The organism is Paraburkholderia sediminicola (assembly GCF_046026675.1).
GTDB lineage: Bacteria > Pseudomonadota > Gammaproteobacteria > Burkholderiales > Burkholderiaceae > Paraburkholderia > Paraburkholderia sediminicola_F.
This window is the reverse complement of record NZ_JAQQEY010000002.1, coordinates 3911851-3937822: the sequence shown is the minus strand read 5'-3', so window position 1 is coordinate 3937822 and position 25972 is coordinate 3911851. Positions and strand designations below refer to the sequence as shown.

Below are 25972 nucleotides of genomic sequence, written 5' to 3'. Positions count from 1 at the left end.
CCTTGAATGAGTCGATAAAAAAGCGGTTAAAGCACGTGTGCTTTAACCGCCTTCAACCTTCGACAAATCGCAGATCAACTACGTGGCACGCCGTCCTCCACCAACACCGCAATAGGCATCGCGCCCAACGCATCGCGCAGATAAAGCAAACCGTTTTCGTCGACCTTGGGCGCCGCCGGACTCAGCCAGTCGAACAACGCCCGCGCGGCCAGATCCGCAGGCATTTCGATCGCCGTATCGCCCCATTTGGCCGGATCGACCATTGGCAAATCGCCGCCATCGCCTTCTGCGCCGAGCAACCCGGCAGCAAGCCGGCTCGCCACCACCACAGCCCACGCATTCCCATGCCGCCGTGCAAACGCGATCACATTCGACGCATGCGCACCGCGCACTGCAAGCGGCAGATACGTACCCTGACTCAACAACTCCGGCAAATGTGCGCGCAACGCCAGCACGCGCTGCACCAGCGCGAGCTTTACCCGCCCATCGTGCCAACTCGCCAGAAACTCCGAAGGCGGAGTTTGTGCGAGCCATGCCTCGCGTCTGGCAAAATCGACGGGCCGGCGATTGTCGGGATCGACCAGACTGAAGTCCCACAACTCAGTACCCTGATAAAGATCGGGAATCCCAGGCGACGTCAGCCGCAACACGGTCTGCTGCAAACTGTTGAGCGCACCGGCGCGTCCAATCCGCGCCACGAATGCGGACAACTTGCGCAGGAAACCATTGCGCCGCTGCGGCGCCAGGATATCGAACAGGAAATCGCGGCAGCCGGCCTCATAGGCTTCGTCGGGTGCGAGCCAGTTGGTCTGCAGCTTCGCTTCGCGTAGCGCCTTCAATTGCCATTGCGCGACGCGCTCAGCCAGTTCTTTGACGCCCGCTTCATCGTCCGGCTCTAAATCCGGTGGCCAACTGCCCACCAGGGTCTGATACAGCATCGCCTCGGCGGCGGGGCCTGGCGCCCAATCGTAGCTTGTGTCGTGGCTCACGCTGCTGATCGGCTTACCGTCGAGCGCACGCCGATGTGGCGCGTTCAAGGTCGACCACGCGCGCAAGGTCGCGCTCCAGTCGTGGGAAGTCTCGCTCAATACCGCAAGCCGCGCACGCATGTCTTCGCCACGCTTGTGGTCGTGCGTGGCCGTGGCGAGCATCGCGTGAGGAAAACGCTGCGAACGTTCGAGATTCGCCGCATGAAATTGCGCGACCGATAAAGCAAACTCGCCCGGGTCTGAGCCGACTTCGTTGCGTGATAGCAAACGTCCATAGCGATAGCACGCTGTATCTTCAATCGCCTTCGCAGCGACCGGTGCGGTCAATTGCGAAAACAGCGTCTGCGCAGTGCGCCGCGCGGAGCCTGCATGACTTGGTGGGGCGCCATTCGGGCCCTGCTGTTGCGATTGCGCATTGCCGCGCACATTTGGCACCTCTTCAGCACTGCCGCCAAGCCACGCGTTCACGCGATCGAGCACCACGTAGTCCGCGCGCGAAAGCGTCCCTCTCGCGCCTGCCAGTGCCTGCTCGAAATACACGTTATCGGCGGCACTCCGCAGCCCGTTCTGTGGATAGACCCGGTACACCGGAAAATGCACGACCAGTTCGGTCAGCACGCGCCGCAGCGCAGTGAAGGTGAAGTCGCGCGTCGTCAGCGAATCGCGGGCAATGCGGTGCAGCGCGCGCGCCGCGCGGTCCAGTTCCGCTGAGAGGTTTTCCGCGAGAACCTTGCGGCGCGCGGCCAGGGCTTCATCGGCGAAGCGCGGGCTGCGGCCGGTGAGTTCGGCCCACGTCTGCGCGAGCGGTTCGGCGCCGGCCGGATCGTGCAGCATTGCACCCACGTCGTTCATGAAATCGTAGCCGGTCGTGCCGTCCACGGGCCAATCGTCGCGCAGCGGTTCGCCACGGCCAAGAATTTTTTCGACGACCACATATGGCGCGGTGTCACGCAATTCAGCGAGACGCTGCCGCAGACGCTGGCAGTACTCGCGTGGTTCAGCGAGACCATCCACGTGGTCGATCCGCAAACCCTCCACCACGCCTTCCTGATACAGACGGAAGATCAGCGCGTGCACGGCCTCGAATACTTCGGGCCGCTCCACGCGTACGCCGGCCAGCGTCGAAATATCAAAGAAACGCCGCCAGTTCACTTCATCCGAAGCGGTGCGCCACCATGCGAGGCGGAAGTGCTGCCGTTCGATCAATCGATGCAAACGGTCGCGCGTCACCGGGTCTGTAGGCGAATACGACTCCAGCACCAATTCGATCGCCGAGCCGCCGTTTTGCGCGACGAACTCGCGCAGCATGTCGCGTCCTTCGGCGGCGCGCGGCTGATCGGCCGGCTGCGTCGTCAGGCCATGGAAACGTTCGGCCAGTGCGTTGAGATCGGCGCGATCGGCGCTTTGCAGAATCGCCGGGTAGTCGATTGGGCACACCGGAAACACATGCGGCCCGTAGCCGATATAAAAGCGCCCGCTGTCGGCCGCAAAATGCAGCGCAATCCGGCTGGCCGCGAGTTCCTCACCGTATGGCCCACCGAGTGTTGGCGCCAGTACCTTGCCGCGCAAGGCCGGATCGGGCGAATGCCAGTCGACGTCGAAATGGCGTGCGTACGCGCTGTGTCTGCCCCATTCGAGGATATCGAGCCACCACGCGTTGCTCGAGCCACCGACGCCCATATGGTTCGGCACCACGTCGACGATCAGCCCCATGTTGTGCGCGCGCAGTTTATCGGCGAGGCGTTTCAGGCCCGCCTCGCCCCCACATTCAGCGTTGACCTGGGTGTAGTCGACGGTATCGTAGCCGTGCATCGAGCCCGGCTCCGCAGTGGTGACGGGCGACGCATACACGTGGCTGATGCCGAGCGCGGCGAAGTAGTCGACATGCTTTGCGGCATCGTCGAAGGTAAAACCTCGATGGAACTGGAGGCGAAGCGTGGAGCGCGGGACGGTCATGGCGTATCAGGCTCCGAAGAAACGTTGGAAGCAGCAGGAACGGATGCGCCGCGGCGTGCGCGGTCGACCGCCAGCAGGCGATCGCTGAAGGTGCCGTCCTCGAACAATGCGTCGATGGGCAAGATCACGCGGCGGCGCCAGTTCGGATGCTCGTCGATCGAGCCGGGCAGATTCGGCTGCTCGACCAGTGCGAGCAAATCTTCGAGTGGGAAAGTGACCAGCGGCCCGGGCGTGGCGGCCACGAAGGCGAGCGCTTCATCCACGGGCGCCTTGTCGGGCGGCGGCGCTTGCACGTCCGGCGCGGCGACGCCGGCTTGCTGGAACGCGCGCCATAACAGCGCGCGATCGGCGGCGCGTTCTTCCTGTGCCACTTCCTCCGCGTCCCGGCCATCGGCGCGCGCCATCGTCTGACCGATCCGGTTGCGCCACGTGATGTCGCTGCCGCGCCACCAGCCCGCCACGGTCGGCAGATCATGGGTTGTGGTGGTGCCGACAGCGTTGCGGTCCCACGCTTGTGGTGGCTTGAAACCCTTGCCGCCTTCCGCGCCTTCGAACCACAGCACGCGAATGCCGGCCAGACCGTGCTCGTCGAGCCGCTCGCGAAAACCGGGTGGCACGGTGCCGAGATCTTCGCCGATCACAATCGCGCGATGCCGCCACGATTCGAGCGCGATCAGCCGCAGCAGGTCTTCGAGCGGATAGCGCAGATACGCGCCGTTGCGCGCGCTCTCACCTTCGGGCACGAGCCACAGGCGCCGCAAGCCGAGAATGTGGTCGATGCGGATGCCGCCCGCATGCGCGAACGCAGCGCGCAGCATGTCGATGAATGCGGAGAAGCCCTGCGTGCGCATCGCGCGCGGTGAGAAGGTAGTGAGCCCCCACGCCTGGCCGGCCTGGTTGAACAGATCGGGCGGTGCGCCCACTGAAATGCCTTGCAGCATGTCGTCGCGGTACGACCATGCATGGCTGCCGGCACTATCGCAGCCGACAGCGAGGTCGGCGATCAGGCCGATGGCCATCCCGGCGTCGCTCGCTGCATGCTGCGCGTGCGACAAGCCCTTGGCGGCGAGCCATTGCAGAAACAGATGAAAGTCGACTTCATGCCGATGCGCTTCGGCAAAGGCTTCAACTTCCGGACTGCGTGGATCGCGCAATGCCTCGGGCCAGTTGCGCCAGTGGCCATCGCCGTCTCCTTGCGCCAACTGCACCGCCTGCAGCGCTTCGAAACGCGCGTGGTCTTCGAGCGCTCGGCCGGCACGTTCGCAAAAGCCATGAAATTCGAGCGCACGCGGCGTGTCGTGCGCGCGTTCCTGGGTGCAGAAGTTCTCGTACAGCGCACGCAAAACTTTCAGCTTCAGCACGACCGCGTTCGGCCAGTCGATCAGTGGCAAGTCTTCGAGTGCCGGCCAGGCTTCGGTGGCCTGCGAGGCTTCGACTGCGGCGCGCGCGGCGTCGGCGCCGAACACCGCGGCGGGGTCGATATGCGTGACATTCAGCCACAAACGCGACGACGGCGAATACGGACTGAAGCGATTCGGCTCGGCGCTGAACATCGCGTGCGTCGGACTGACGGCGAGCGCATGCGCGCCACGCTTCGCGCTTTCAATCGCCATTTGCGCGAGGGCCGTATAGTCGCCGATGCCGCCATCGCCCGTGCGGCGCAAGCCGTATAACTGCGCGGCGATACCCCACAGCGGCGGCGGTTGCATCGTGGCGCCGTCGTGCAGCGTGCGCCATGCATCGGCGACGGTATAGCAGCGTGACGGCGCGACGGCCAACGTCACGCGTTGCTCGTTGATGACCAGCGTGTGATAGCCGGGCTCGTCGATCGGCGCGAGCAACGCTTCCTCTCCTTTGGGCGCCGTGAAGCGGCCGTCGATGATCGAGCCGCTTTCCAGTTCGATCCGGTAGTGACTGCCGGATTTGATCGCCGCGACCGGCAGCGCGATGCCGCGTTCGACCTCCGCGGTCATCAGCGGCGGCAGCTTGCGGCCGGACAGTTCGGCTTCGAGCGCGGCCGCGCTGTGCCGGATCTGCGTGGCGTTACCGCACGGCAAGCCCATCCGGTCGAGCAGCACGGCGAGCGTGCTCTCGGGTACATGTTGCGTCGTATGGTGCGCGTCCCGCCACTCGACTTCGAAGCCGGCGCGCGTGGCAAGGGTCACGATCGTATCGTTTGGACGGCGGGTGGCACTCACGCGTGGCGCTCCTGTTGGCCTGCGATGCGGGCATCGTGACCGATGGCATAGTCGCTGACGTCGCCGGTTACCCACGCGACGAATGCGTAGGACGGCAACACCTTGGCGTCGATCTGCTCGCGCACGCGCGGCGGCGTTTCGAAAATCACTTTGCCGGCAGGCAGATCGGGGAACGCCACGTTCTCCTTCGAGAGATTCAACGCAATCGACAAGGTCTCGCCGTCGGCGAGTTTCCAGCGGGCAATCAGCGCATTGGCGTCGCCACCAGTTGTAGCGGTCAACACGGTCGAGCCGCACGCTTTGGCATGTTTCAGGCGCGGCGTGATCAGCTTCGCCCGCACGGCGAGCGCGGATTTATAGAAGTGCATCCAGTCGAGGCGGTCTTTTGCGTTGTCGTCTGCGGCGGGGCCTTGAACAGGCTCAGGCGGTGACGAGGCCGCAAAGGTCTGCACGTCGTTCGGATCGGGAATCTGCGCGCGACGCTTTTCATCGCTGAACGCCGAAAAGCGTGCGAATTCGCGACGCCGCCCTTCGCGCACGGCGTCGGCGAGCTCGCCGGAGTAGTCGGTGAAAAACAGGAACGGCTGGGTCGAGCCGTATTCCTCGTCCATGAACAGCATGGGGATATGCGGCGACAGCAGCAGCAAACCGGTGGCGGCGCGCAAGGCATCGTCCGACGTCAGTTTGCGCAGGCGCTCGCCGAATGCGCGATTGCCGATCTGATCGTGATTCTGCAGGAACATCACGAACGACGTGGGCGACAGATGCTGGCTCGCTTCGCCACGCAGCGCGCCATCGTGAATCGGCGACGGGTCACCCTGATACGCGAAACCTTCCGACAACACGCGCGCGAGGTGACGGATCGGTCGATCCTCGTATGCGTGGTAATAGCCCTCCGTTTCGCCCGTTAGCAGAACGTGCAGCGTGTTGTGCGCGTCGTCGTTCCACTGCGCGTCGAAATGCGTGTCCAGCAGGCTTGCGCTGTTGTGCTCGTTTTCCAGCACCAGATGCACATGGCGGCCGTGTTGTACTTTCGCGCGGATATGGTCGGACAATTCGCGCAGCCACGCATGATTGTCGATGGCATGCACCGCATCGAAACGCAGGCCGTCGAGACGATACTCGTTGATCCAGTAGACAGCGTTGTCGATGAAAAAGTCGCTCACTTCACTGCGTTCGAAATCGATCGCGGGGCCCCAAGGCGTGTGCGTACCTTCGCGGAAAAACGAGCGGGCGTATTGGTGCAGATAATTGCCGTCTGGTCCGAAGTGGTTGTAGACCACGTCGAGAAACACCATCAGGCTGAGACCGTGCGCAGCGTCGATCAGCGCTTTCAGTTCTTCGGGGCGGCCGTACGCGGAATCGGGCGCATACGGCAGCACACCGTCGTAGCCCCAATTGTGCCGGCCGGGAAAGTCGTTCAACGGCATGAGTTCGATGGCCGTCACGCCCAGCGCGACGAGCGCGGGCAGACGTTTCTGCACACCGGCATAGCCGCCCATCGTGCCGACGTGCAACTCGTACAACACCGTTTCTTCCCACGGACGACCGTGCCAGTTCGTATGTTCCCAGCGGTACGCGCGCGGGTCGATCACTTCGCTCGGGCCGTGCACGTCGTGCGGCTGGAAGCGTGATGCAGGATCGGGCACCACATGCTCACCATCGAGCCGGAAGCGATACAGCGTGCCCGCGCCGCTGTCGACGGTCGTTTCGAACCAGCCGTTGCCGGCAGCCGTCATGTCGTGCGCGCCCTGGGCCGATCCGTTTTCGATCTCCACCTGGACCGTCTTGCATGAAGGCGCCCAGAAACGGAACCGCGTGCGCGGCTTCGCGCCCGTCGCGCCCAGCAACTGTGCGCTGAACGGCAGGCAATGCGCGTGATGATGCGCGTGAGGATCAATCGGATTTTCGGACATGATTCATCACCATTCGATATGACTTTCGCCTACGTGGTCGGCGACGTATCGCCGCTCGGCGGATGCGCACCCGGATCCGGCGGTAGCGCAGTCAACAGCCGCGGCCCGTGCTGCGCGCCGGCTTTCCAGCCCGCCTGCCAATCCGCTTCGCCAATCGGCTGCGCCGCCAGCATGACGAGGCTATGCGCGGCCACTTCGACCTCCGGCACTGCCAATCGATGCGGCGCGCTTTCCGGCTCAGCCGTATCTAGCAGCACATGCCATTCCAGGTGTGGCGCGGGCGGTGTGAAACGCCGTGTTTCGCCCGCAGCATTGAGCATCATCAACAATACTTCCGTTTCGTCATTCAAGCCTGGACCCGCGCGCCGCAGCGTGAACGTGCGGCCTTCGGGGTCCTGCCAGGCTTCGATAGTGAGCGGGTCGCCGTGTTCATCGAACCAGCCGACATCAAACAGGCCCGGCAACACTTCGCGATCGCCGAACAGAAAGCGCGTTTCGCGCAGCAGCGGATGCTGTTTGCGCAGCGCGATCACGCGCGCGACGAACGCGGTCATCTGACGGCCGTCGGACGACTCCGCGCGCTCCCAGTCAAGCCATGATAGTTCGTTATCCTGGCAGTACGCATTGTTGTTGCCGTTCTGCGTACGCAGCGATTCGTCGCCTGCCAGCACCATGGGTGTGCCGAGCGCCATCAGCAGCGTGGTGATCAGCGAGCGGGCCACGCGTTTGCGGGTTTCGAGGAGGAGCGGATCATCGGTCGGGCCCTCTACGCCCCAATTGCGGCTGCAGTTTTCGTTGTGGCCGTCGTTGTTGTCTTCGCGATTGGCCTCGTTGTGCTTGTGCTCATACGCGGTGGCATCGGCGAGCGTAAAACCGTCATGCGACGTGACAAAGTTGACCGATGCCCACGGTTTCCTGAAACGCCGGTTGAAGAGATCGGCGGAACCGGTGAGACGCGCGGCGAGATCGGGGCGCAAGCCGGCGTCACCGCGCCAGAAGCGGCGCACCGTGTCGCGAAAGCGGTCGTTCCATTCGGCGAAGCCCGGCGGATGGTTGCCGAGTTGATAACCGCCTGGGCCGATGTCCCATGGCTCGGAAATCAGCTTGCGTTGCGACAGGATCGGGTCCTGGCGCAACGCGTCGAAGAAACCGGAGCCGGGATCGAAACCATGCTGCTCACGGCCGAGCGTCACGCCGAGATCGAAACGGAAGCCGTCGATGTTGAACTTCGTCGACCAGTAGCGCAGCGAATCCATCACCATCTGCAGTACGCGCGGATGCGGCAGGTTCAGGGTATTGCCGCAGCCGGTGTCGTTGATATGGTGGCGTTCGTCGCCAGGAATCAGACGGTAGTAGCTCGCGTTGTCGAGGCCACGCCATGAGACGGTCGGCCCCATCTCGTTGCCTTCGCAGGTGTGGTTGTAGACCACGTCGAGAATCACTTCAATGCCGGCCGCATGCAACTGACGCACGGCAATGCGCATTTCATCGAGCCGGTGTGAACTCAGATACGACGGCTCCGGTGCAAAAAATGCCGCGGTGTTGTAACCCCAGTAGTTGCGCAGGCCGCGTTCCACCAGAAAGCGGTCGTTCAGAAACGCATGCACGGGCAGCAATTCGACGGCGGTCACGCCCAGCCTCAGTAAATGCTCGATGAATTCCGGCGACGCGAGCGCGGCAAACGTGCCACGTTCGTGCTGGCGCAAATCGGGGCGCAACATCGACACGCCGCGCACATGCGCCTCGTAGACGACGGTTTCGCCCCATGGCACGTTCGGGCGCTTGTCGTGCGACCAGTCGAAGGCTTCGTCGATCACAACGCACTTCGGCATGGCCGGCGCCGAGTCGCGGCGGTCGATGGACAGGTCGGCACGATTCGAATGCACACGGTAACCGAACAGCGCGTCGGACCAGCGAAACTGCCCGACCAGTTTGCGCGCATACGGATCGAGCAATAGTTTGTGCGGATTGAAGCGATGCCCATGCTGCGGCTGATACGGCCCATGTGCGCGAAAGCCGTACGCCGTGCCGGGGTGCGCATTGGGTAAATAGCCGTGCCAGATTTCGTCGGTGCATTCGGGCAGCGTGAAGCGCCTGATTTCCTTGCGACCGGTGGGATCGAACAGGCAAAGCTCGATTTTCTGCGCATTCGCCGAGAACACTGCAAAGTTGACGCCGAGGCCATCCCAGCTGGCGCCGAGCGGATAGGGCGAGCCGGGCAAAAGCCGGTCGGGCATTGCATGCGACATGATTCCCCTTCCTTGTTCTGTTTTATGAACGCTATCGTGGGACTTCATGCAACGGGCGCGCGGCCTGGCCGCCGCGCGCCCGTCTTACAACTCTTCTATCAATCTGCGCGCAAAACGATCGTCGCCAAAGGTGGCAGCGTCAGCGCAGCGGAATGCGGCCAGCCGTGGCTCGAGACGTTGTCGGTGTGGATCAGCCCGCCATTGCCCATATTCGAGCCGCCGTACACGCCGGCATCCGTATTCAGCACTTCTGTCCAGCGGCCGCCGCGCGGCATCCCCATCCGGTATCCGACCCGCGGCACCGGCGTCATATTGCAGACCACCACGAGTTCGCGGCCTTCGCCATCGGTGCGGCGGTAGGCGTACACGCTGTTGCCGCTGTCGTCGCCGACTAGCCATTGGAAACCGCCCGGCTCGCTGTCGAGCCGGTGTAGTGCAGGCTCCTCGCTGTACAGATGGTTCAGGTCTCGCACGAGCTTCTGCACGCCGTGATGGTTCGGATCGTCGAGCAGGTGCCAGTGTGGCGACGTGTCGTGGTTGAACTCGGCCAGCTGGCCGAATTCGCCGCCCATGAACAGCAACTTCTTGCCCGGATGCGTCCACATGAAGCCGAAGTACGCGCGCAGGTTGGCGAATTTCTGCCATCTGTCGCCGGGCATCTTGCCGAGCAGCGAGCCTTTGCCGTGCACCACCTCGTCGTGCGAGAGCGGCAGCACGAAGCGCTCGGAATACGCGTACACCATCCCGAAGGTCATCATGTGGTGATGGTATTGGCGGTAGACCGGGTCCTCTTCCATGTAGTGCAGCGTGTCGTGCATCCAGCCCATGTTCCACTTGAACTGGAAGCCGAGGCCGCCGTCTTCGAGGCGTGCGGTCACGCCCGGCCACGCGGTCGATTCCTCGGCGATCGTGATTGCGCCCGGCGCGCCCGGCACATAGCCGACTTCATGATTCAGCCGCTTCAGAAACGCGATCGATTCGAGATTTTCGCGCCCGCCGTAGATGTTCGGCACCCACTCGTCGGCAGCCCGCGAATAGTCGCGGTACAGCATCGAGGCGACCGCGTCCACGCGCAGGCCGTCCACGTGATAGCGCTTCAACCATGCGAGGCCCGATGCCACCAGGAACGCGCTCACCTCGTTGCGGCCGAGGTTGTAGATCATCGTGTTCCAGTCCTGGTGATAGCCTTCGCGCGGGTCAGCGTGCTCGTAGAGCGGCGTGCCGTCGAAGTCGATCAGGCCATGCGCGTCGTTCGGAAAGTGCGCCGGCACCCAGTCGAGAAGCACGCCAAGGCCGGCCGCGTGCGCCTTGTCGACGAACAGGGCGAACTGCTCTGGCTTGCCGAAGCGTGCCGACGGCGCGAACTGTCCGAGCGGCTGATAGCCCCACGAACCGCCGAACGGATGCTCGGCAATCGGCATGAATTCGACGTGCGTGAAGCCCATGCTCTTTACGTACGGAATCAGCCGCTCGGCGAGTTCTTCCCAGGTGAGTCCGCGCTGACCCTCTTCGGCGACGCGCAGCCACGATTCGGCATGCACTTCATAGATCGAGATCGGCGAGCGCGGGGTCTGTTTGGCGGCGCGCGACTGAATCCAGTCGTGATCGGTCCATTCAAACTGCTCGATCTCGTCGACATGCGCGACCACCGACGCAGTGCCTGGCGGCAATTCCGTCTGCATCGCACATGGGTCGGCTTTCAGCGGCAACGGATGGCCGTCACGGGCGAGCAATTCGTACTTGTAGCGCGTGCCCGGGCCGACACGGGGCACAAACAATTCCCACACGCCTGCCTGATGACGCAGCCGCATCGGATGACGGCGACCGTCCCACGAATTGAAGTCACCGACCACCGAGACGCGCCGCGCATTCGGCGCCCAGACGGCGAAGCGCACGCCCGGCACGCCGTCTACTTCCATCGGGCGTGAGCCGAGGCATTCGAGCACCGCGTACGGATCGCCGCCGGCGAGACGGCCCAACGGTTCGTCGCCGAGAACGGGGCCGAACGAATATGTGTCCTCGATTTCCTGCACGGTGCCATGCCAGTCGATGCGCAGGCGATAGGGTGCGGCAGACGTGATGCGGCCGGCAAACAGCCCTGGCCTGAGTTGTTCGAGCTCGCCGAGCGTTGCGCCGTTGGCGCGTGAAATCACGGTGACGTGCCTGGCGTTCGGCAGCAGCGCGCGCACCACCGGACCCGCGTCCGTCCGATGCATGCCGAGCTGCGAGAAAGGATCGGGGTGACGCGCTTCAACGAGCGCGTCGATATCGAGTGGTTGGAGGCCTGCGGCCGGATCATGCTCACTCATAGTCGCCCTCGGCCGGATTAGGCGATGCGGCGGCGTCTGGCGCCTGGGTTGATGGATCGTACTGCGGATTGCCGGTATCACCGAGCAATCGGCTGGTGAGCGAGGCGAGGCCGCGTACCGGCAAACTGAGCCACGTTGGACGGTTAGCCGCTTCGTAACGGATTTCGTAAGCTGCTTTCTCGATCAGGAACAGATCGAGTAAGGCCTGTTCGGCTTCGGGCGCCACCAGCGGCATCGGCGAATCCGCGACGGCGGCGCGGTATTCCTTCAGGAACGTCTCGGTAGCATGCGCACGGAAACGGTCGAAGAGCGCACGCTTGCGATCGGCGGTTTGCTGTGGCGCGCTTTCCATCGTCGACTGCGCCGCGGCGCTCGCATACGACAGCGAGCGCAACAAGCCGGCCACGTCGCGCAACGGGCTCGACTTTTGACGCCGTTCCTCCAGCGTACGCGCGGGTTCGCCTTCGAAGTCGATCAGATACGCGTCGCCCTGCGCGACCAGCACCTGACCCAAATGGAAGTCGCCGTGAATGCGGGTACGCAACGCGCCCGCATCGCCCGACACCAGCTTGCTGACGGCGTCGACCAACGCGGCGCGGCGATCGATCAGGCTTTGCGCCAATGCCTGGGTGTCCGGATCGCTCATCTGCTCGATGCGCGGTGCGAGCAGATCGAGCGCGCTGGCGAGCATGGCTTGCGTGCCGTCGACCCACGCCTTCACCTGCTCGGCGTTGGCGAGTTCCGGCGCGAATGCCGGATCGTCGGAGGGTGACGCAAGCGCCATGTGCAGTTCGCCGAGCCGCTTACCGATGGTACCGGCCAACGCGCTGTAGCCTTCCATGAGAATCGTTTCGTTGTCGCGGTCCGGCGTTTGCGCGTCCGTGTCGACGGCGATGGCGAGCTCGTCCACCGAGCGGCGCAGATAGTCGAGCGACCAGTTCCAGGCATCGCCCTGATTGTCGATATAGCCTTGCAGGATCGCGAGTGTATGCGGCACGCCTTCGGGGTCGACGCGCACCACTTCACCATACAGCGGCGCGGTGTTCGCGTAGCCGAGCTGGGTCAAATAGCGGCTGATTTCCGCTTCCGGATGAATGCCGCTCACCAGACGCCGTACCAGTTTCAACACCGCGGCATCGGCGATGATCAGCGAGCTGTTGCTTTGCTCGGCCGCCAGCCAGCGGATCTCGGGCCGTTCGCCGAGATCATCGAGTTCAGAGAAACGCTCGGTTGGAATGAACTTGATCTCGCTCTTCTGTACGGTTGGCACGACCGCGCGTTCGCGCAGCTTGCGCATCACGCCATGAGCGAAGATGGGTAGCGCGAACGCGTCCGTCAGATGACCGACGTTGCGGCCGCGGCGCACGCGCGCGAGTGCCAGTTGCATGAACAGCGGCGTGGTGGTCTCGCCGCCCCACGTGATTGCAATTGGCACGACGTAGCGTTCGGTGTGATCGCCCACGTCCGCTTCAATTTCGGTGAACGCGAAGCCACCGTTGGGGATCGTGGTCAATGCGGCGAGGCGCACCGCGTGCATCTTCTGATCCTTCGAGGCAAACCAGCGGCGCCGGCTCAGCCAGGACGGCAGCACTTCGGATTCGAGCAGCCGGACGTTTTCCGGCGTCGGGCCGACCTGACCCTCGCGGATCACGATCGTGACGAATTCGGGCAGCGGTTCGGAATGCGCTTGCGCCCATGTCGGACGCTGACCACCCGAGCAGAGCATGAACCACAGGAAACCGTACGGCGGGAAGGTCAGCAGATAAGTGAGCTGGCCGATTGCCGGGAACACGGAATCGGCAGTCATTTCGATCGGCACTGAGCCGTTGAACTCAGATAGATCGAGTTCGACTGCCTGCGGTGCGCGCGACAGGTTGGCTACGCACAAGATTGGCGGCTCGCCTGGCAGTTCGCGCAGATACGCAAGGATCTTGCGGTTTTCCGGCTTCAGGAAACGGATCGTGCCGCGTCCGAAGGTCTGTTTCGCACGGCGCGTGGCGAGCATGCGCCGGGTCCAGTTCAACAGCGAATGCGGATCGCGGCTTTGCGCTTCGACGTTGACGGCATCGAAGCCGTACAACGAACCCATCACCGGCGGCAGCACTAGTTGTTCGGGGTCAGCGCGCGAAAACCCGCCGTTGCGATCCGACGACCATTGCATCGGCGTGCGCACGCCATCGCGGTCGCCGAGGTGGATGTTGTCGCCCATGCCGAGTTCGTCGCCGTAATAGATCACGGGCGTGCCGGGCATCGACAGCAGCAGCGAATTGATCAATTCGATGCGGCGGCGGTCGCGCTCCATGAGCGGTGCGAGGCGGCGACGAATGCCGAGGTTCAGGCGCGCGCGGCGATCGCTCGCGTAGGTGTTCCAGAGGTAGTCACGCTCGGAATCCGTGACCATTTCGAGCGTCAGTTCATCGTGATTGCGCAGAAAAATCGCCCACTGGTTTGTTTCCGCGAGGTCCGGCGTCTGCCGCATGATGTCGGTGATCGGGAAGCGATCCTCGCTCGCAATCGACATATAGATGCGCGGCATCAGCGGGAAGTGGAACGCCATGTGGCATTCGTCTTCGTCGCCGAAATATTCCTTCACGTCTTCCGGCCACTGGTTCGCTTCCGCGAGCAGCATCCGGTTTGGATACTCGGCGTCGATCGTTGCGCGGATCTTCTTCAGCACCGCGTGCGTTTCCGGCAGGTTCTCGTTGTTGGTGCCTTCGCGTTCGACCAGATACGGCACCGCGTCGAGCCGCAACCCGTCGATGCCCATGTCGAGCCAGAAGCGCATGACCTGCAGCACTTCCTTCAGCACGGCCGGATTGTCGAAGTTCAGATCGGGCTGGTGCGAATAGAAACGATGCCAATAGTAAGCGCCCGCGAGCGGATCATGCGTCCAGTTCGACGGCTCCGAATCGATGAAGATGATCCGCGTTTCCGTGTACTTCTGATCGGTCTCGGACCACACGTAGTAGTTGCGATGATTCGACCCCGGCTTCGCGCGACGGGCGCGCTGAAACCACGGGTGTTGATCCGACGTATGGTTGATCACCAACTCTGTAATCACGCGGATGCCGCGTGCGTGCGCTTCCTGAATGAAGCGCTTCACGTCCGATAGTTGGCCGTAGTCCGGATGCACATTGCGGTAATCGGCGATGTCGTAGCCGTCGTCGCGACGCGGCGACGGATAGAACGGCAGCAGCCAGATCGCATTCACGCCGAGTTCGGCGATGTAGTCGAGCTTCGCGATCAGGCCCGGAAAATCACCGACGCCGTCGTTGTTCGCGTCGAAGAACGACTTGATGTGCACCTGATAAATGATCGCGTCTTTGTACCAGAGCGGATCGTCGCTCAGGGCCGCGGGCTTGCCGCGCCGATGCGAGCGCGCTTTGGCGGCGCTGCCGGTGGCTGCGCTCGTATGGGTCTGCGACGTGCTTTGGGCTGGATCTTCACGCTTCATGTCGCACCTTCCGTAGGGGTTGGGTTGCCAGCGTCGTCTGCGTGATAGTCGCTGTCGGTATCATCGGGGCGTTCAGCGGGCAGGCCGCCGAGCGGCGCGATGCGCCAGATCGAAAACGGTTGGCCTGAACCGAGCCGGACGTGTTGCCAGCGGCCGTGCCATTCGAAACGCGCACCGGTCATCTGATCGATCACTTCCAGCGCGCCATGGTCGTGCAGATTCCAGTGGTTGAAAGTGTCCCACGACAATTCGATATCCGCGCCCTGTTCGTTGAACGGGTCGAGATTGATCGCGACCAGGATCACGTTGTCGCGTGCTTCGGTCGCTTTTTCGAAGAACAGGATGTTGTCATTGTGCGCGGTGAGGAACGTGAGGCCGAGATGCGTTTGCAATGCCGGGTTTGCGCGGCGAATCCGGTTCAGCGCAGTGATCTCGCCGACGATGTTGCCAGGCCGGTTCCAGTCCCACGCGCGCAGTTGATACTTTTCGGAGTCGAGATATTCCTCGCTGTTCGGCAACGCGGCGGCCTCGCACAATTCGAAACCGCTATACACGCCCCACAATCCGGCGAGCGTGGAGGCCAACGCGGCCCGAATCAGAAAACCCGAACGCCCTGACGACTGCAAATGCCGCGGGTTGATGTCCGGCGTATTGACGAAGAAATTCGGTCGGTAGAAATCACGCGCACCGGTTTGCGTGAGTTCGGTCATGTACTCGATAAAGTCGCGCTTCGACTCGCGCCACGTGAAATACGTGTACGACTGCGAGAAGCCGATCTTGCCGAGCCGGTTCATCATGCGTGGCCGGGTGAAGGCTTCGGCGAGGAAGATCGTGTCGGGATGGCGCGAGCGCACATCGTCGATCACCCATTCCCAGAACGGCAGCGGCTTGGTGTGCGGATTGTCCACGCGGAAAATCCGCACACCGGCTTCGATCCAGAACAGGAACACGTCGCGCAGCGCGAGCCACAAATCCGGCTTGGCGTCGTGCGCATAGAAGTCGGGGTTGACGATGTCCTGGTACTTCTTCGGCGGATTTTCCGCGTAACGCAGCGTGCCGTCGGGGCGCCAGGCAAACCACGTCGGATGCGCCTTCAGCCATGGGTGATCCGGCGAGCACTGGATCGCGAAGTCGAGCGCGATTTCGAGGCCGTGCGCGTGAGCGGCGGCCAACATCTTCTTGAAGTCGTCGAGCGTGCCGAGTTCGGGATGCACGGCCGTGTGGCCACCTTCGGTCCCACCGATTGCGTACGGGCTGCCGACATCGCCCGGCTGTGCGGTCAGCGTATTGTTGCGGCCTTTGCGATTGGCGACGCCGATCGGGTGGATCGGCGGGAAGTACAGCACGTCGAAACCCATGTCGCGGATACGCGGCAGTTTCGTGACGACATCAGCGAAGGTGCCGTGACGCGATTCGTCGTCGCTCATCGAACGCGGGAAGATCTCGTACCAGCTTGCAAAGCCTGCCGCAGTGCGTTCGGCGTCGATCTTGTAGACGATCGGATCGCGGCTCAGGAACGGGCGGTGGCGCGCGGCGGTCATCGCCTTCGCGGTGGTCGGTGCGAGCAGCAGCGCGAGCTTGGCCTCGGGATCGGCCTTGGTGAAGAGCTTGACGATGTGTTCGAGCGGCTCGGTCACCGCGCCTTCCACGGTTTCCACTTCGGCGAGCACCAGAGCGAACAGATGCGTGGCTTCGTCGAGTTCGAGTTCGACGGTTTGGCCCGCTTTCAGCTTCTTCTGAATATGCTCGACCAGCGACGCAAAATCGTCGCGCCATGCGATCACGGTGAACTCGTGACGGCCCATTCGCTCCAGCGGAATGCGTGCTTTCCAGATATCGAGGCCGGCCGGTTGTGCCGGACTCATCGGCACTTCGTGCCAGGCGGTTTCGTCTGCGGCGCGCCAGACGACGGCGGCGGCGATCTTGTCGTGGCCTTCCGCGAAGATCGCGGCGGTGATTTCGGCGCGCTCGCCCACCGTGCGTTTGGCGGGGAAGCGTCCGTTATCGACCGAGGGTGTCACGCTCTCGATCGCCACGCGCGGCGCGCTGATCGCTTCGAGCACGGTCTTGCGGCCGCTGCGCTTGCTGTTCGCCTTGTCGATCGGCGGCGCGAGACGAATCGGCTGATCGGCGGCCGCGCGGAACAGGCGCACTGCGCCGGGTGCGAGCGTGAACGGCGCCAATGCGGAGGACGTGGCATGCCCGGGCGCGTCAAGCGGGGCGAAGCGCGTGAAGTTGCCCGGTACGCCCGTGAGGAAGCGGGCTGGATCGACGCGCACCGGCGCACCGAGTTCGGGATTGATGGCGATCAGGATCGCTTCGCCGGCGTCGCGCAGATCGGGCGCGTCGGCGCGCAGCAAGACGGCTGCGGGTGCGCCGGGCCCGCTTAGCGGGCGCAATTCGCCGTTGGCGTGCAGTGTTTTCGTGTTGCGCACCACTTCGTTCGCATGGCTGATCCGTTCCGAAAGATCGAATCGCTTCGACCGACAGGCCAGCGCAAACTGCGCAGCGTCGCCGCGTGTCTGTGACATGGGCTCGGCGATGCCGTACTCGAAGCCCATCGGCATCATCCAGCCGGTGCCGGTCGAGGCCGACGCGAATAGCGCGCGCCGGTAGGCCCGCTCGACGATGGCGGCGTCGTGCGCGTCGCTGAGATCGGCGGCGAGGCGGGTGCCGTAAGGCGCTTCGGGAAAGGCAATGGGGGCGGCGATGCGGGCGAGCGCGGCATGCTCTTCCACCATCCAGCTGGCGCGGAAGTCCCACCAGCGCACCGACGAGAACACGCTGTCGAAGCCCGCGCCAGCGAGGCCGAGCAGATCGCCACGCGCGAGACCCGGCGTCGCGGCAAGGAAACGCACTTCAGGATGCCTGGCCCGAACCGCGTCGCCGAGTTGCCGCCAAACCGCGGCCGGCACGCGATGCGGGGAATCGAACCGGAAGCCGCCGACACCCGCGTCGGCCAGCGCCAGCAGTTGCTGCGTCCACCAGCCGACTAGCGCTGCGCTGCCGGCGGCGTCGTTGAAGTTGGCATATGCGACGTTGTCCTCGTGATGCACGTGGCGCGGATCGAGCCGCGCCTCTTCAGACTCGAATGGGTGGAACCAGCCGGCATGTTCGGCGTACAGCGCGCCATCGGCTGCCATCCGGTCGATCACCAGATCGACCAGCAAGGCCAGACCGTTCTGGCGTGCGGCGTGCGCCAGCGTACGGATCGCCTCCGTAGCGGGTTGCTGGGTCTCGAATACCGGATGCAGCCGGCCATGGTTGCCGACCACCTGTGCGTGACCCGCGCGGCCCGGCTCGAAAAGGCCGCCGATCAGCGCGCGATCGAAGCCCAGTCCGGCTGCGTGAGCGAACTGCGCGGGCCATGCATCGAGTGGCCCAACGAGAAGTGAATGAAAAAAGTAAATCCGCGGCGCGTACCCGTTTGGGGATTCCATCGGTCGTTTCCAGATTCGTCCTGCTGCGGTGTGGATGCAATTGACATGCGATCACAGCGCTCATTGGGCTTCCAGAGCCGGATACCGCGCGATGCGTGAAGCGAGGGCGCGTACTGGTCAATGTAGTGCAAAGATCGTCACGCCGCTGGCCAGTAGCGGGTACTTTGACGCCAGGCGTCGATGGCGCGCGGCCGGCCAGAACTATTCGCAAGGCGCAGCAAACGTTGTGCCAGTGCGTTTTGGATTGAAGCGGAAGGGTAGGGAAGTGCGCGCCCTAGGGGGAGGCGCGACGGTCGGCCGGAGTTGGTGGGAGCCCGGCGGCGGGTGGCTCGCGTGTAAAACGGACGGGCGTCGCCCGGGTTTTACACGGGGTGGTGCGACGCGGGCGCTGGGGCCGCCGGGGCCGCAAAGGGCGAAGTGGCGGCCGGCGGACAAGCGTCAGGAGGGAAAAGACTTTCGGGGAAGCACGGTGCGTCAGGAGCCGAGCAGGCCCGCTGCGATGTTCACGCACAAGCCGAGCACGGCGACATTGAAGTAGAACGCCAGGATCGACTGCGCGAGCGCGGCGCGGCGAATCGACCGCGAGCGCAGCACCACGTCTGAGGTTTGCGATGCCACGGCGATGGTGAAGGAGAAGTACAGGAAATCCCAGTAGTTCGGCTGGAGCTTGTGGTCGGGAAACAGCAGGGGGCTCTCCGGTGCATCCGGGTCGTAGTAAAGCCGCGCGTAGTGCGATGTGAAAATGGTCGGGATCATGAACCAGGCGCCGAACATCGTGAGGCCGGTCAGCAGGTAGTGCCATGCAGTCGAGCTGCCAGCCGTGCCCTTCGCCGAGGCCAGTTCGAGCACGATCGCGGCAATACTGGCCACCGTCGCGACGCAGATCACGACCAGTACCACGCCCGCGTTTTCATCGTCGCGCTGCGCGAACTCGCGGACATGGCCTTCGTCGGCGGCGGCCATGTGCACCCACATGAGCAGGAGGTAGATCCACACCGCGGCATCCCAGCCGGCTAGAACACGCACCATGGGGCGCATGTGTTCTGGGAGCAGCAGCGCGGCCACGAGGCCGACGGCGAGGCCGATCAGCATGCGGGGTCGATTGCGAAGAACCTGCGGATAATATTTTATGAGCATGAGATCAAGGGTGAAGGGCCGTCTGTGCCGCGGATTCTACTCGCGCTTCGGGCACCATTTGTCGAATGAGGGAATCACAGGCTATAGTCTTTCGCAACGGCCTTGCACGCCGCTTTCAGTTGAAAGGCGATTGGCAGGGGCGGGTTTTTCGCGGTACGTGCCGCGCAGTCAAGCCGTGTTCACAAGGCTGTCTGCGGCTTGCATCGTCATCATGCAGCCACACAGACCGCTTAAGCGGCGCCAGACCAGGTTTGGGGTAGAGAAATCGACGCAGCGCGCCAACGGCATCACGCCACGGTGGCGTGTCTGTTGAGAACAACTCACGATCAACTCACCATCTGGAGCCCCCATGACAGATGTTCCTGAGAATAAAGATGCGCACCATGGCGTGACGCATCTGGCCAGGTTTCCGTCGTCAACATCACCTTCACTGCATGCATCGTTTTCGGCCTCGCGCAGAGCCTGGGTGCTAGGCGCATGCGCGACGACCGCGGCGCTCGCGTTTGCCGGGGCAGGCCGGTCGCTCTCATGGGTCGCGCCGGCGTTTGCTGACGCCGCGCCCGCCGGCGGCGGACTCGATGCCTTCCTTGCGCTCTCGCAGCGCCTCACCGGTCGCACGGGCTTCGACGCCGTGCTCGGCAAACGTGTCTACGACGCCCTCGCCAAATCAGACAGCCAGTTCTCCCAGAATGTCGCCGCGCTCAACACGTGGCTGCAAGGTCACGGAGGCGTGCCGTCCGATACCGTCACGCAGGCCTTGCAGGCCGATCAGCCGGCGCTCGCGAAATCCGTGAGCGCGATCATGCGCGCGTGGTATCTCGGTCTCGTGGGCGACATGCCGCATGTGGATGTGGTCGCTTATGAAAAAGCGCTGATGTTCGAGCCAGTCAAGGACGTGTTGACGATTCCGTCCTATTGCCGCGACGTGCCGTTCTACTGGACGCAGAAACCGGTGAGCGCCTGAACGATGTTCCTCTCACGCGTGCCTTGTCGTCGTATGGCCTGATTGAGCCGTTCGACGAAACACCGCCACGCGAGATCAGCAAGCAAAGATAAGCCGGCACAACGTGCATGGGACCAGAGTAAGCGCTAAAGCGCCAACTCTGGTCGACATAGAAGAGGACAACAATGGCAAACTCAAATTCCGCCGACATCGTCGTAGTCGGCTCGGGCGTGGCAGGTGGACTGGTCGCGCATCAAATGGCGCTGGCCGGCGCGTCGGTGATTCTGCTCGAAGCCGGGCCGCGTATTCCGCGCTGGCAGATCGTCGAGAATTTCCGCAATTCACCGGCCAAGTCCGACTTCGCGACGCCCTATCCGTCCACGCCTTACGCGCCGCATCCCGAGTACGCGCCCGCCAACAATTATCTGATCCAGAAAGGCGACTATCCGTACAACTCACAGTATGTGCGGCTGGTCGGCGGCACGACGTGGCACTGGGCGGCCGCTGCATGGCGGCTGTTGCCGTCGGACTTCCAGTTGCACAAGCTGTATGGCGTGGGACGTGATTGGCCTTATCCGTATGAAACACTGGAGCCGTGGTATGGGGCGGCTGAAGTGCAATTGGGCGTTTCCGGACCGGACAGCACGATCGATCTCGGTTCGCCGCGCTCCAAGCCCTACCCGATGAGCGCGTTGCCGCTGTCGTACATGGATCAGCGCTTTAGTGACGTGCTCAACGCACAGGGCTTCAAGGTGGTGCCCGAGCCGGTTGCGCGTAACAGTCGTCCGTACGATGCGCGACCCACCTGCTGCGGCAACAACAACTGCATGCCGATCTGCCCGATCGCTGCGATGTACAACGGCGTGGTGCACGCGGAGAAGGCCGAACAGGCCGGCGCGAAGCTGATTGCGGAGGCGGTCGTGTACCGCGTCGAAGCAGACAACAAAGGCCTCGTCACGGCCGTCCACTACAAGGACGCGAACGGCAACAGCACACGCGTGACCGGCAAGCTGTTCGTGCTCGCCGCGAACGGCATCGAAACGCCGAAGCTGATGCTGATGTCGACTTCCGACAAATTTCCGCACGGCGTTGGCAACAGTTCCGACCAGGTGGGTCGCAACCTGATGGACCATCCGGGCACGGGTGTCACCTTCCTCGCCAACGAACCGCTGTGGCCCGGACGCGGGCCGATGGAGATGACGTCGATCGTCAACTTCCGCGATGGCGCGTTTCGCTCCGATTACGCGGCAAAAAAGCTGCATCTGTCGAATGGCGTGCCGACCATGGGCGTGACCGCCGATCTGCTGAAGAAAGGCCTCACCGGCGCCGAGCTCGACCGCCAGATTCGCGACCGCGCCGCGCGGACGCTGAACATCAACAGTTTTCACGAGCATCTGGCGGAGCCGCAGAACCGCGTGGTGCCTTCGGCGGATCACAAGGATGCGCTCGGCATTCCGCAGCCCGAGATCTACTACTCGATCAACGACTACGTGAAGAAGAGCGCGGCGAACACGCATGAACTGTATGCACAGATCGCTTCGCTGTTCGGCGGTGCCGAGGTCTCGTTCGACGATACTTTCGCGCCGAACAATCACATCATGGGTACCACTATCATGGGCAGCGATCCAGGCGATTCGGTTGTCGACGCGGATTGCCGCACACACGATCACTCGAATCTGTTCATCGCCAGCAGCGGCGTGATGCCGACTGCCGCCTCCGTGAATTGCACGCTGACGATCGCCGCCTTGTCGCTGAAACTGGCCGACAAACTCAAGCGCGAAATCTGAGCCCTGAACGGAGAGCCACAATGACGAAGAACACCTCTCGCGTGCGGCCGGCCGATGCGCTTGCCCAGCGTGCGCGTCGTCGGCACTTCCGGGTGGCGACGCTGGCGGCCGTCTTTTCGCTGTTTGCGCTGTATGTCGCCTTGCACGAAGCGTATGGGCCGATCGCACGACATAGCGACGAGCTGCCGATCGCGCAGGCCCACGCGGACGACGCCGCGCAACCGGACAATGCGGCGGCGACACCGACGGCGGCGGCCAGCAGCGATCTCGTGAAGCGCGGTGAATACCTTGCGCGCGCCGGCGATTGCGTTGCCTGCCACACGGCTGACAAAGCACGCCCGTTCGCGGGCGGCCTGCCGATCAACACACCGTTCGGCACGATCGTGACGCCGAACATCACGCCCGACCCGGATACCGGCATCGGCCAATGGAGCGACGCCGATTTTCTGCGCGCGATGCATGAAGGCGTCGGCAAGGCCGGCGAACGGCTCTATCCGGCCTTCCCGTACGCGGAGTACACCAAGGTCACCGATCAGGACGCGCTGGCGATTCGCGCGTATCTGAACACGCTTACGCCGATCCACTACGCGCCGCCGAGCAACAGCCTGAAATTCCCGTTCAACCAGCGCTGGCTGATGGTGTTCTGGAATCTGTTCAATTTCGACGAAGGCCGCTTCGTGCCCGATCCGAAGCAAAGCGCCGAATGGAATCGCGGCGCGTATCTGGTCCAGGGTCTTGCGCATTGCGAGGAATGCCACACGCCGCGCAATTTCACGCAGGGCTTGAAGATGAGTTCGCGCCTCTCCGGTGCGGTGCAGGCCGGCTGGCATGCGTACAACATCACGTCGGACAAGACCAGCGGCGTGGGCAACTGGAGCGATGACGAGCTGGCGGCGTATCTGTCGACCGGCGCAGCGCCGGGCCGCGCCAACGCCGCGGGCCCCATGGCCGAGGTGGTGACCGACAGTACGCAATATCTGACACGCGAGGACATCCGCTCGATCGTCACCTATCTGCGCTCGGTGCCGCCGATCAACGGCGGCGAATCGCGCCCGCGAGATCAGTGGGGCAATCCCGCCGTCGACGACGTCACCGCGCTGCGCGGCACCAGGATCAATGCGGTGAACGGTGCGCAACTGTTCATCGCCAATTGCGCGACGTGCCATAACTGGACCGGTCAGGGTGTCGGCGCCAGCGCGCCGGCCGCGTATCCGTCACTGATTCACAACTCGGCGGTGGGCGCGAGCGACGCCAACAATCTGGCGATGGTGATCCTGCACGGCGTCAGTCGTACGACGAAACAGGCTGACGTATTGATGCCCGCGTTCGGCACCCAGCTTACCGACGACCAGGTGGCGGCTATCACCAATTACGTGACCAAACAGTTCGGCAATCCGCAGTCCACCGTGACGGTGGATCAGGTCGCCAAACTGCGCACCCAGCAATAACAACTGCGCAGACGGCGCGTTTTCCGGTAAATCCTGCCGGAGATGCGCCGTTTTTGCGTCGTTTCTACGTCATCCGAGCGATGCGGGACGTCAGGATAAGATAGGCAACGCGCATACGCACTTGCGGATGCCGCACTATCATGAGCGAATGGATTCCGTACTCGTCAACTCCGTTCAGCATCATCCGGCCAATCGGAGCGGCCGCGACTTTGTCGTCGGCGATTTGCATGGCTGTGTCGATGCGCTGCGCTATCTGCTGCGCGACATCGCGTTCGATCCGGCGCGTGACCGGCTCTTTTCGGTCGGCGATCTGGTGGACCGCGGTGAACATTCCGAGCAGGCTTTGTCCCTTCTGGACAAGCCGTGGTTTCACGCGGTGCTCGGCAATCACGAAGACACCTTGTGCGGCGTCGCCGATGGGCGCTTGCGGCGCCAGTGGTGGTATGGAATCGGCGGGATATGGGCGGCAAGTTTGTCCGACGAACGTTTGCAGCACTACGCCGAACGTCTGCGGCCACTGCCGCTCGTACGCGTGGTCGGCAGCGGGAAGGAGCGCTTCAATATTCTGCATGCCGAATTCTTCGGCACGGACGCCGAACTCGACGCCGGGAATTTTTCCGCCGAAACGCGCCAGCAATTGCTGTGGGGGCGGGATCTGGCCTTGGGCAATGGCGATCCGCAGCGGCAGCATGGGCTTTCGCTGACTTATTGCGGTCATACGCCGATGCGCGACATCCAGCAGATCGGCTCACAGATTTTCATCGACACCGGCGCATTCGGGCCCGGTGGCAAGCTGACCATCGTGGAGCCGCAAGCGTTGCGGCGCTGGTCGATCTCGGTTGAGGCGGCGCGGGAGAGCGGCGCGGCGGCGTTGGCCTTGCCCTGATTGTTTCGACTTTCTTAGCTCTTAGCCCACCTGGTTGAGCTCGAAAACCATATCGATGCTCGTGCCATTCCAGTTGTATTCCAGATATGCCGCGTGATGGCAGTCACGTAGCAGCGTGGTTCTGAACGCGGCGAGGCACTCGCCTTCGTCATCCCGCACCGATGGGTACACGATGCCCGGCGCACCGCCCTTGCGCGTAGCGCGGCCGAGCGATTGTCCGGCGACATAGTCGTCGGGCGACAGCACCGCGAGGTCGAGCGATGCGTCGCCGCGGATGTCGACCACGTTGCCTTGCGCCACGACGGTGTAGAGCCGCATCTGCTGCCGCATGGGGGCCTCGGCGGTCGCCTCCAGAAATTTCCCCGTGTGATAGCGCGTCTCCGCGATCGCAGTGGCACGTGAGCGGGCGCAATAGAACACGCCATACGTGCCGTCCGAGAAGCGGCTGCCGAGTGGATTCAGGTGTGTCAACGCGGCCATGATCGGCCCATAGCCAGGACCGAACCGGCGCTCCTCGCGCGGCACCAGATCGAGTTCGCCGACTTCGGTGCGCAGGCGGTCGTTGGTCATCGCTTCGAGCGCGTAGAGAGCGTCGAAATCTTCCGGCGAGGCGACCCGGTCGAACAGATTGACGGCTGGAAAGCGCGTTGGAATCACGCGATACGCGGGCGACCAGTCGAGCGGCGCGCTGCGCCAGCGGTGCTGCCAATGCGGTTCTGTCACGCCCAGCCGCCTCGCATCGCGTCGAGATACTGGCGCACGGCCACGAGATCGCTAATGTTGCCGGCCAGCATGCGGTCCAACGCGCGGCGGCCGCCGAACGGCGGCGCGCTGTTGGGGCGCTTGATCCAGGTGTCGGCGGCACTGGGCTGCGGCAGCAGGATCTGCAGCGCCTTATAGATGCCGAGCAGCAGCGACAGGCGTTCCAGCGTGTCGCGCCCCAGACGCGCTGTTCCCGGCGCGGATTTCCATTTGAAGTAGGTGGAGCGCCCCGGCGAGCCGAGCAATACGATCTGCTCTTCGGCGCTCAAATCCCAGTCTCGCGCGATGTTGAAGAACGCGCGCAGGCCTGCCGCCGACATTTCCGTGAGCGTGGGTTCCGAAACCGGCCGGCGGATTGGCGGTTCGGGCTGGGTGACGCGGGCGGCGTGAGCCATGATTGGATGAGTCCCTATCTGTACTTATTGTTGATATTAGTCTAAAAATGGATTTTTGCAAGAGAATATAATCCCGGCTCGTTATGAAGTCGAAGATCAGGAG

At 63.5% G+C, this 25972-nt stretch carries 14 protein-coding genes; 4 read left to right on the top strand and 10 right to left on the bottom strand.

Annotation, left to right across the window (positions count from 1 at the left end):
- Window positions 1-74 precede the first annotated feature (74 nt).
- The 8 genes from treY to PQQ86_RS37285 all read right to left on the bottom strand — a co-directional run bounded on the left by treY (window position 75) and on the right by PQQ86_RS37285 (window position 19648).
- Window positions 75-2945, bottom strand: coding sequence for a malto-oligosyltrehalose synthase (gene treY / locus PQQ86_RS37320; protein WP_408278887.1), 2871 nt, complete (start codon window positions 2943-2945; stop codon window positions 75-77).
- Window positions 2942-5143, bottom strand: coding sequence for a 4-alpha-glucanotransferase (gene malQ, locus PQQ86_RS37315; protein WP_408278884.1), 2202 nt, complete (start codon window positions 5141-5143; stop codon window positions 2942-2944). The genes treY and malQ overlap by 4 nt, the downstream gene beginning before the upstream one ends.
- Window positions 5140-7059 carry a malto-oligosyltrehalose trehalohydrolase gene (gene treZ / locus PQQ86_RS37310; protein ID WP_408278881.1) on the bottom strand — a complete coding sequence of 640 codons (1920 nt, stop codon included), beginning with the start codon at window positions 7057-7059 and terminating at the stop codon, window positions 5140-5142. The genes malQ and treZ overlap by 4 nt, the downstream gene beginning before the upstream one ends.
- A gap of 29 nt (window positions 7060-7088) precedes the next feature.
- Window positions 7089-9308, bottom strand: coding sequence for a glycogen debranching protein GlgX (gene glgX / locus PQQ86_RS37305; protein ID WP_408278878.1), 2220 nt, complete (start codon window positions 9306-9308; stop codon window positions 7089-7091).
- A gap of 98 nt (window positions 9309-9406) precedes the next feature.
- Entirely contained in the window at window positions 9407-11617 is a 2211-nt protein-coding gene (glgB, locus tag PQQ86_RS37300) for a 1,4-alpha-glucan branching protein GlgB (protein WP_408278875.1), read from the bottom strand.
- Complete coding sequence (gene treS, locus PQQ86_RS37295) at window positions 11610-15071, bottom strand: maltose alpha-D-glucosyltransferase (protein WP_408278872.1); 3462 nt, start codon at window positions 15069-15071, stop codon at window positions 11610-11612. Before treS ends, glgB begins: the two co-directional genes overlap by 8 nt.
- A complete protein-coding gene (locus tag PQQ86_RS37290; RefSeq protein WP_408278869.1) occupies window positions 15068-18511 on the bottom strand; it encodes an alpha-1,4-glucan--maltose-1-phosphate maltosyltransferase in 3444 nt (1147 codons plus the stop codon). Before PQQ86_RS37290 ends, treS begins: the two co-directional genes overlap by 4 nt.
- 474 nt (window positions 18512-18985) lie before the next feature.
- Window positions 18986-19648 (bottom strand): DUF1345 domain-containing protein, encoded by a 663-nt coding sequence (locus PQQ86_RS37285; RefSeq protein WP_408278866.1) that lies wholly within the window; start codon window positions 19646-19648, stop codon window positions 18986-18988.
- Window positions 19649-19997: 349 nt separating this feature from the next.
- On the opposite strand from PQQ86_RS37285, the gene PQQ86_RS37280 reads away from it, so the two are divergent.
- The 4 genes from PQQ86_RS37280 to PQQ86_RS37265 all read left to right on the top strand — a co-directional run bounded on the left by PQQ86_RS37280 (window position 19998) and on the right by PQQ86_RS37265 (window position 24712).
- Complete coding sequence (locus PQQ86_RS37280) at window positions 19998-20612, top strand: sugar dehydrogenase complex small subunit (protein WP_408278864.1); 615 nt, start codon at window positions 19998-20000, stop codon at window positions 20610-20612.
- Window positions 20613-20776: 164 nt separating this feature from the next.
- The gene (locus tag PQQ86_RS37275; RefSeq protein ID WP_408278862.1) at window positions 20777-22378 is read left to right on the top strand and encodes a GMC family oxidoreductase; all 1602 of its coding nucleotides are present in this window, start codon (window positions 20777-20779) and stop codon (window positions 22376-22378) included.
- Between the two features lie 20 nt (window positions 22379-22398).
- Entirely contained in the window at window positions 22399-23826 is a 1428-nt protein-coding gene (locus tag PQQ86_RS37270) for a c-type cytochrome (protein WP_408278860.1), read from the top strand.
- 148 nt (window positions 23827-23974) lie between these two features.
- Window positions 23975-24712, top strand: a complete 738-nt coding sequence (locus tag PQQ86_RS37265; RefSeq protein ID WP_408278857.1) for a metallophosphoesterase — start codon at window positions 23975-23977, stop codon at window positions 24710-24712.
- 21 nt (window positions 24713-24733) lie between these two features.
- Here the strand turns inward: PQQ86_RS37265 and PQQ86_RS37260 are convergent, their stop codons facing one another.
- Both PQQ86_RS37260 and PQQ86_RS37255 read right to left on the bottom strand, forming a co-directional pair.
- A complete protein-coding gene (locus tag PQQ86_RS37260) occupies window positions 24734-25435 on the bottom strand; it encodes an RES family NAD+ phosphorylase (protein ID WP_408278854.1) in 702 nt (233 codons plus the stop codon).
- On the bottom strand, window positions 25432-25869 hold the full coding sequence (locus PQQ86_RS37255; protein WP_054034811.1) for an MbcA/ParS/Xre antitoxin family protein: 438 nt from the start codon (window positions 25867-25869) through the stop codon (window positions 25432-25434). The genes PQQ86_RS37260 and PQQ86_RS37255 overlap by 4 nt, the downstream gene beginning before the upstream one ends.
- Window positions 25870-25972 lie beyond the last annotated feature (103 nt).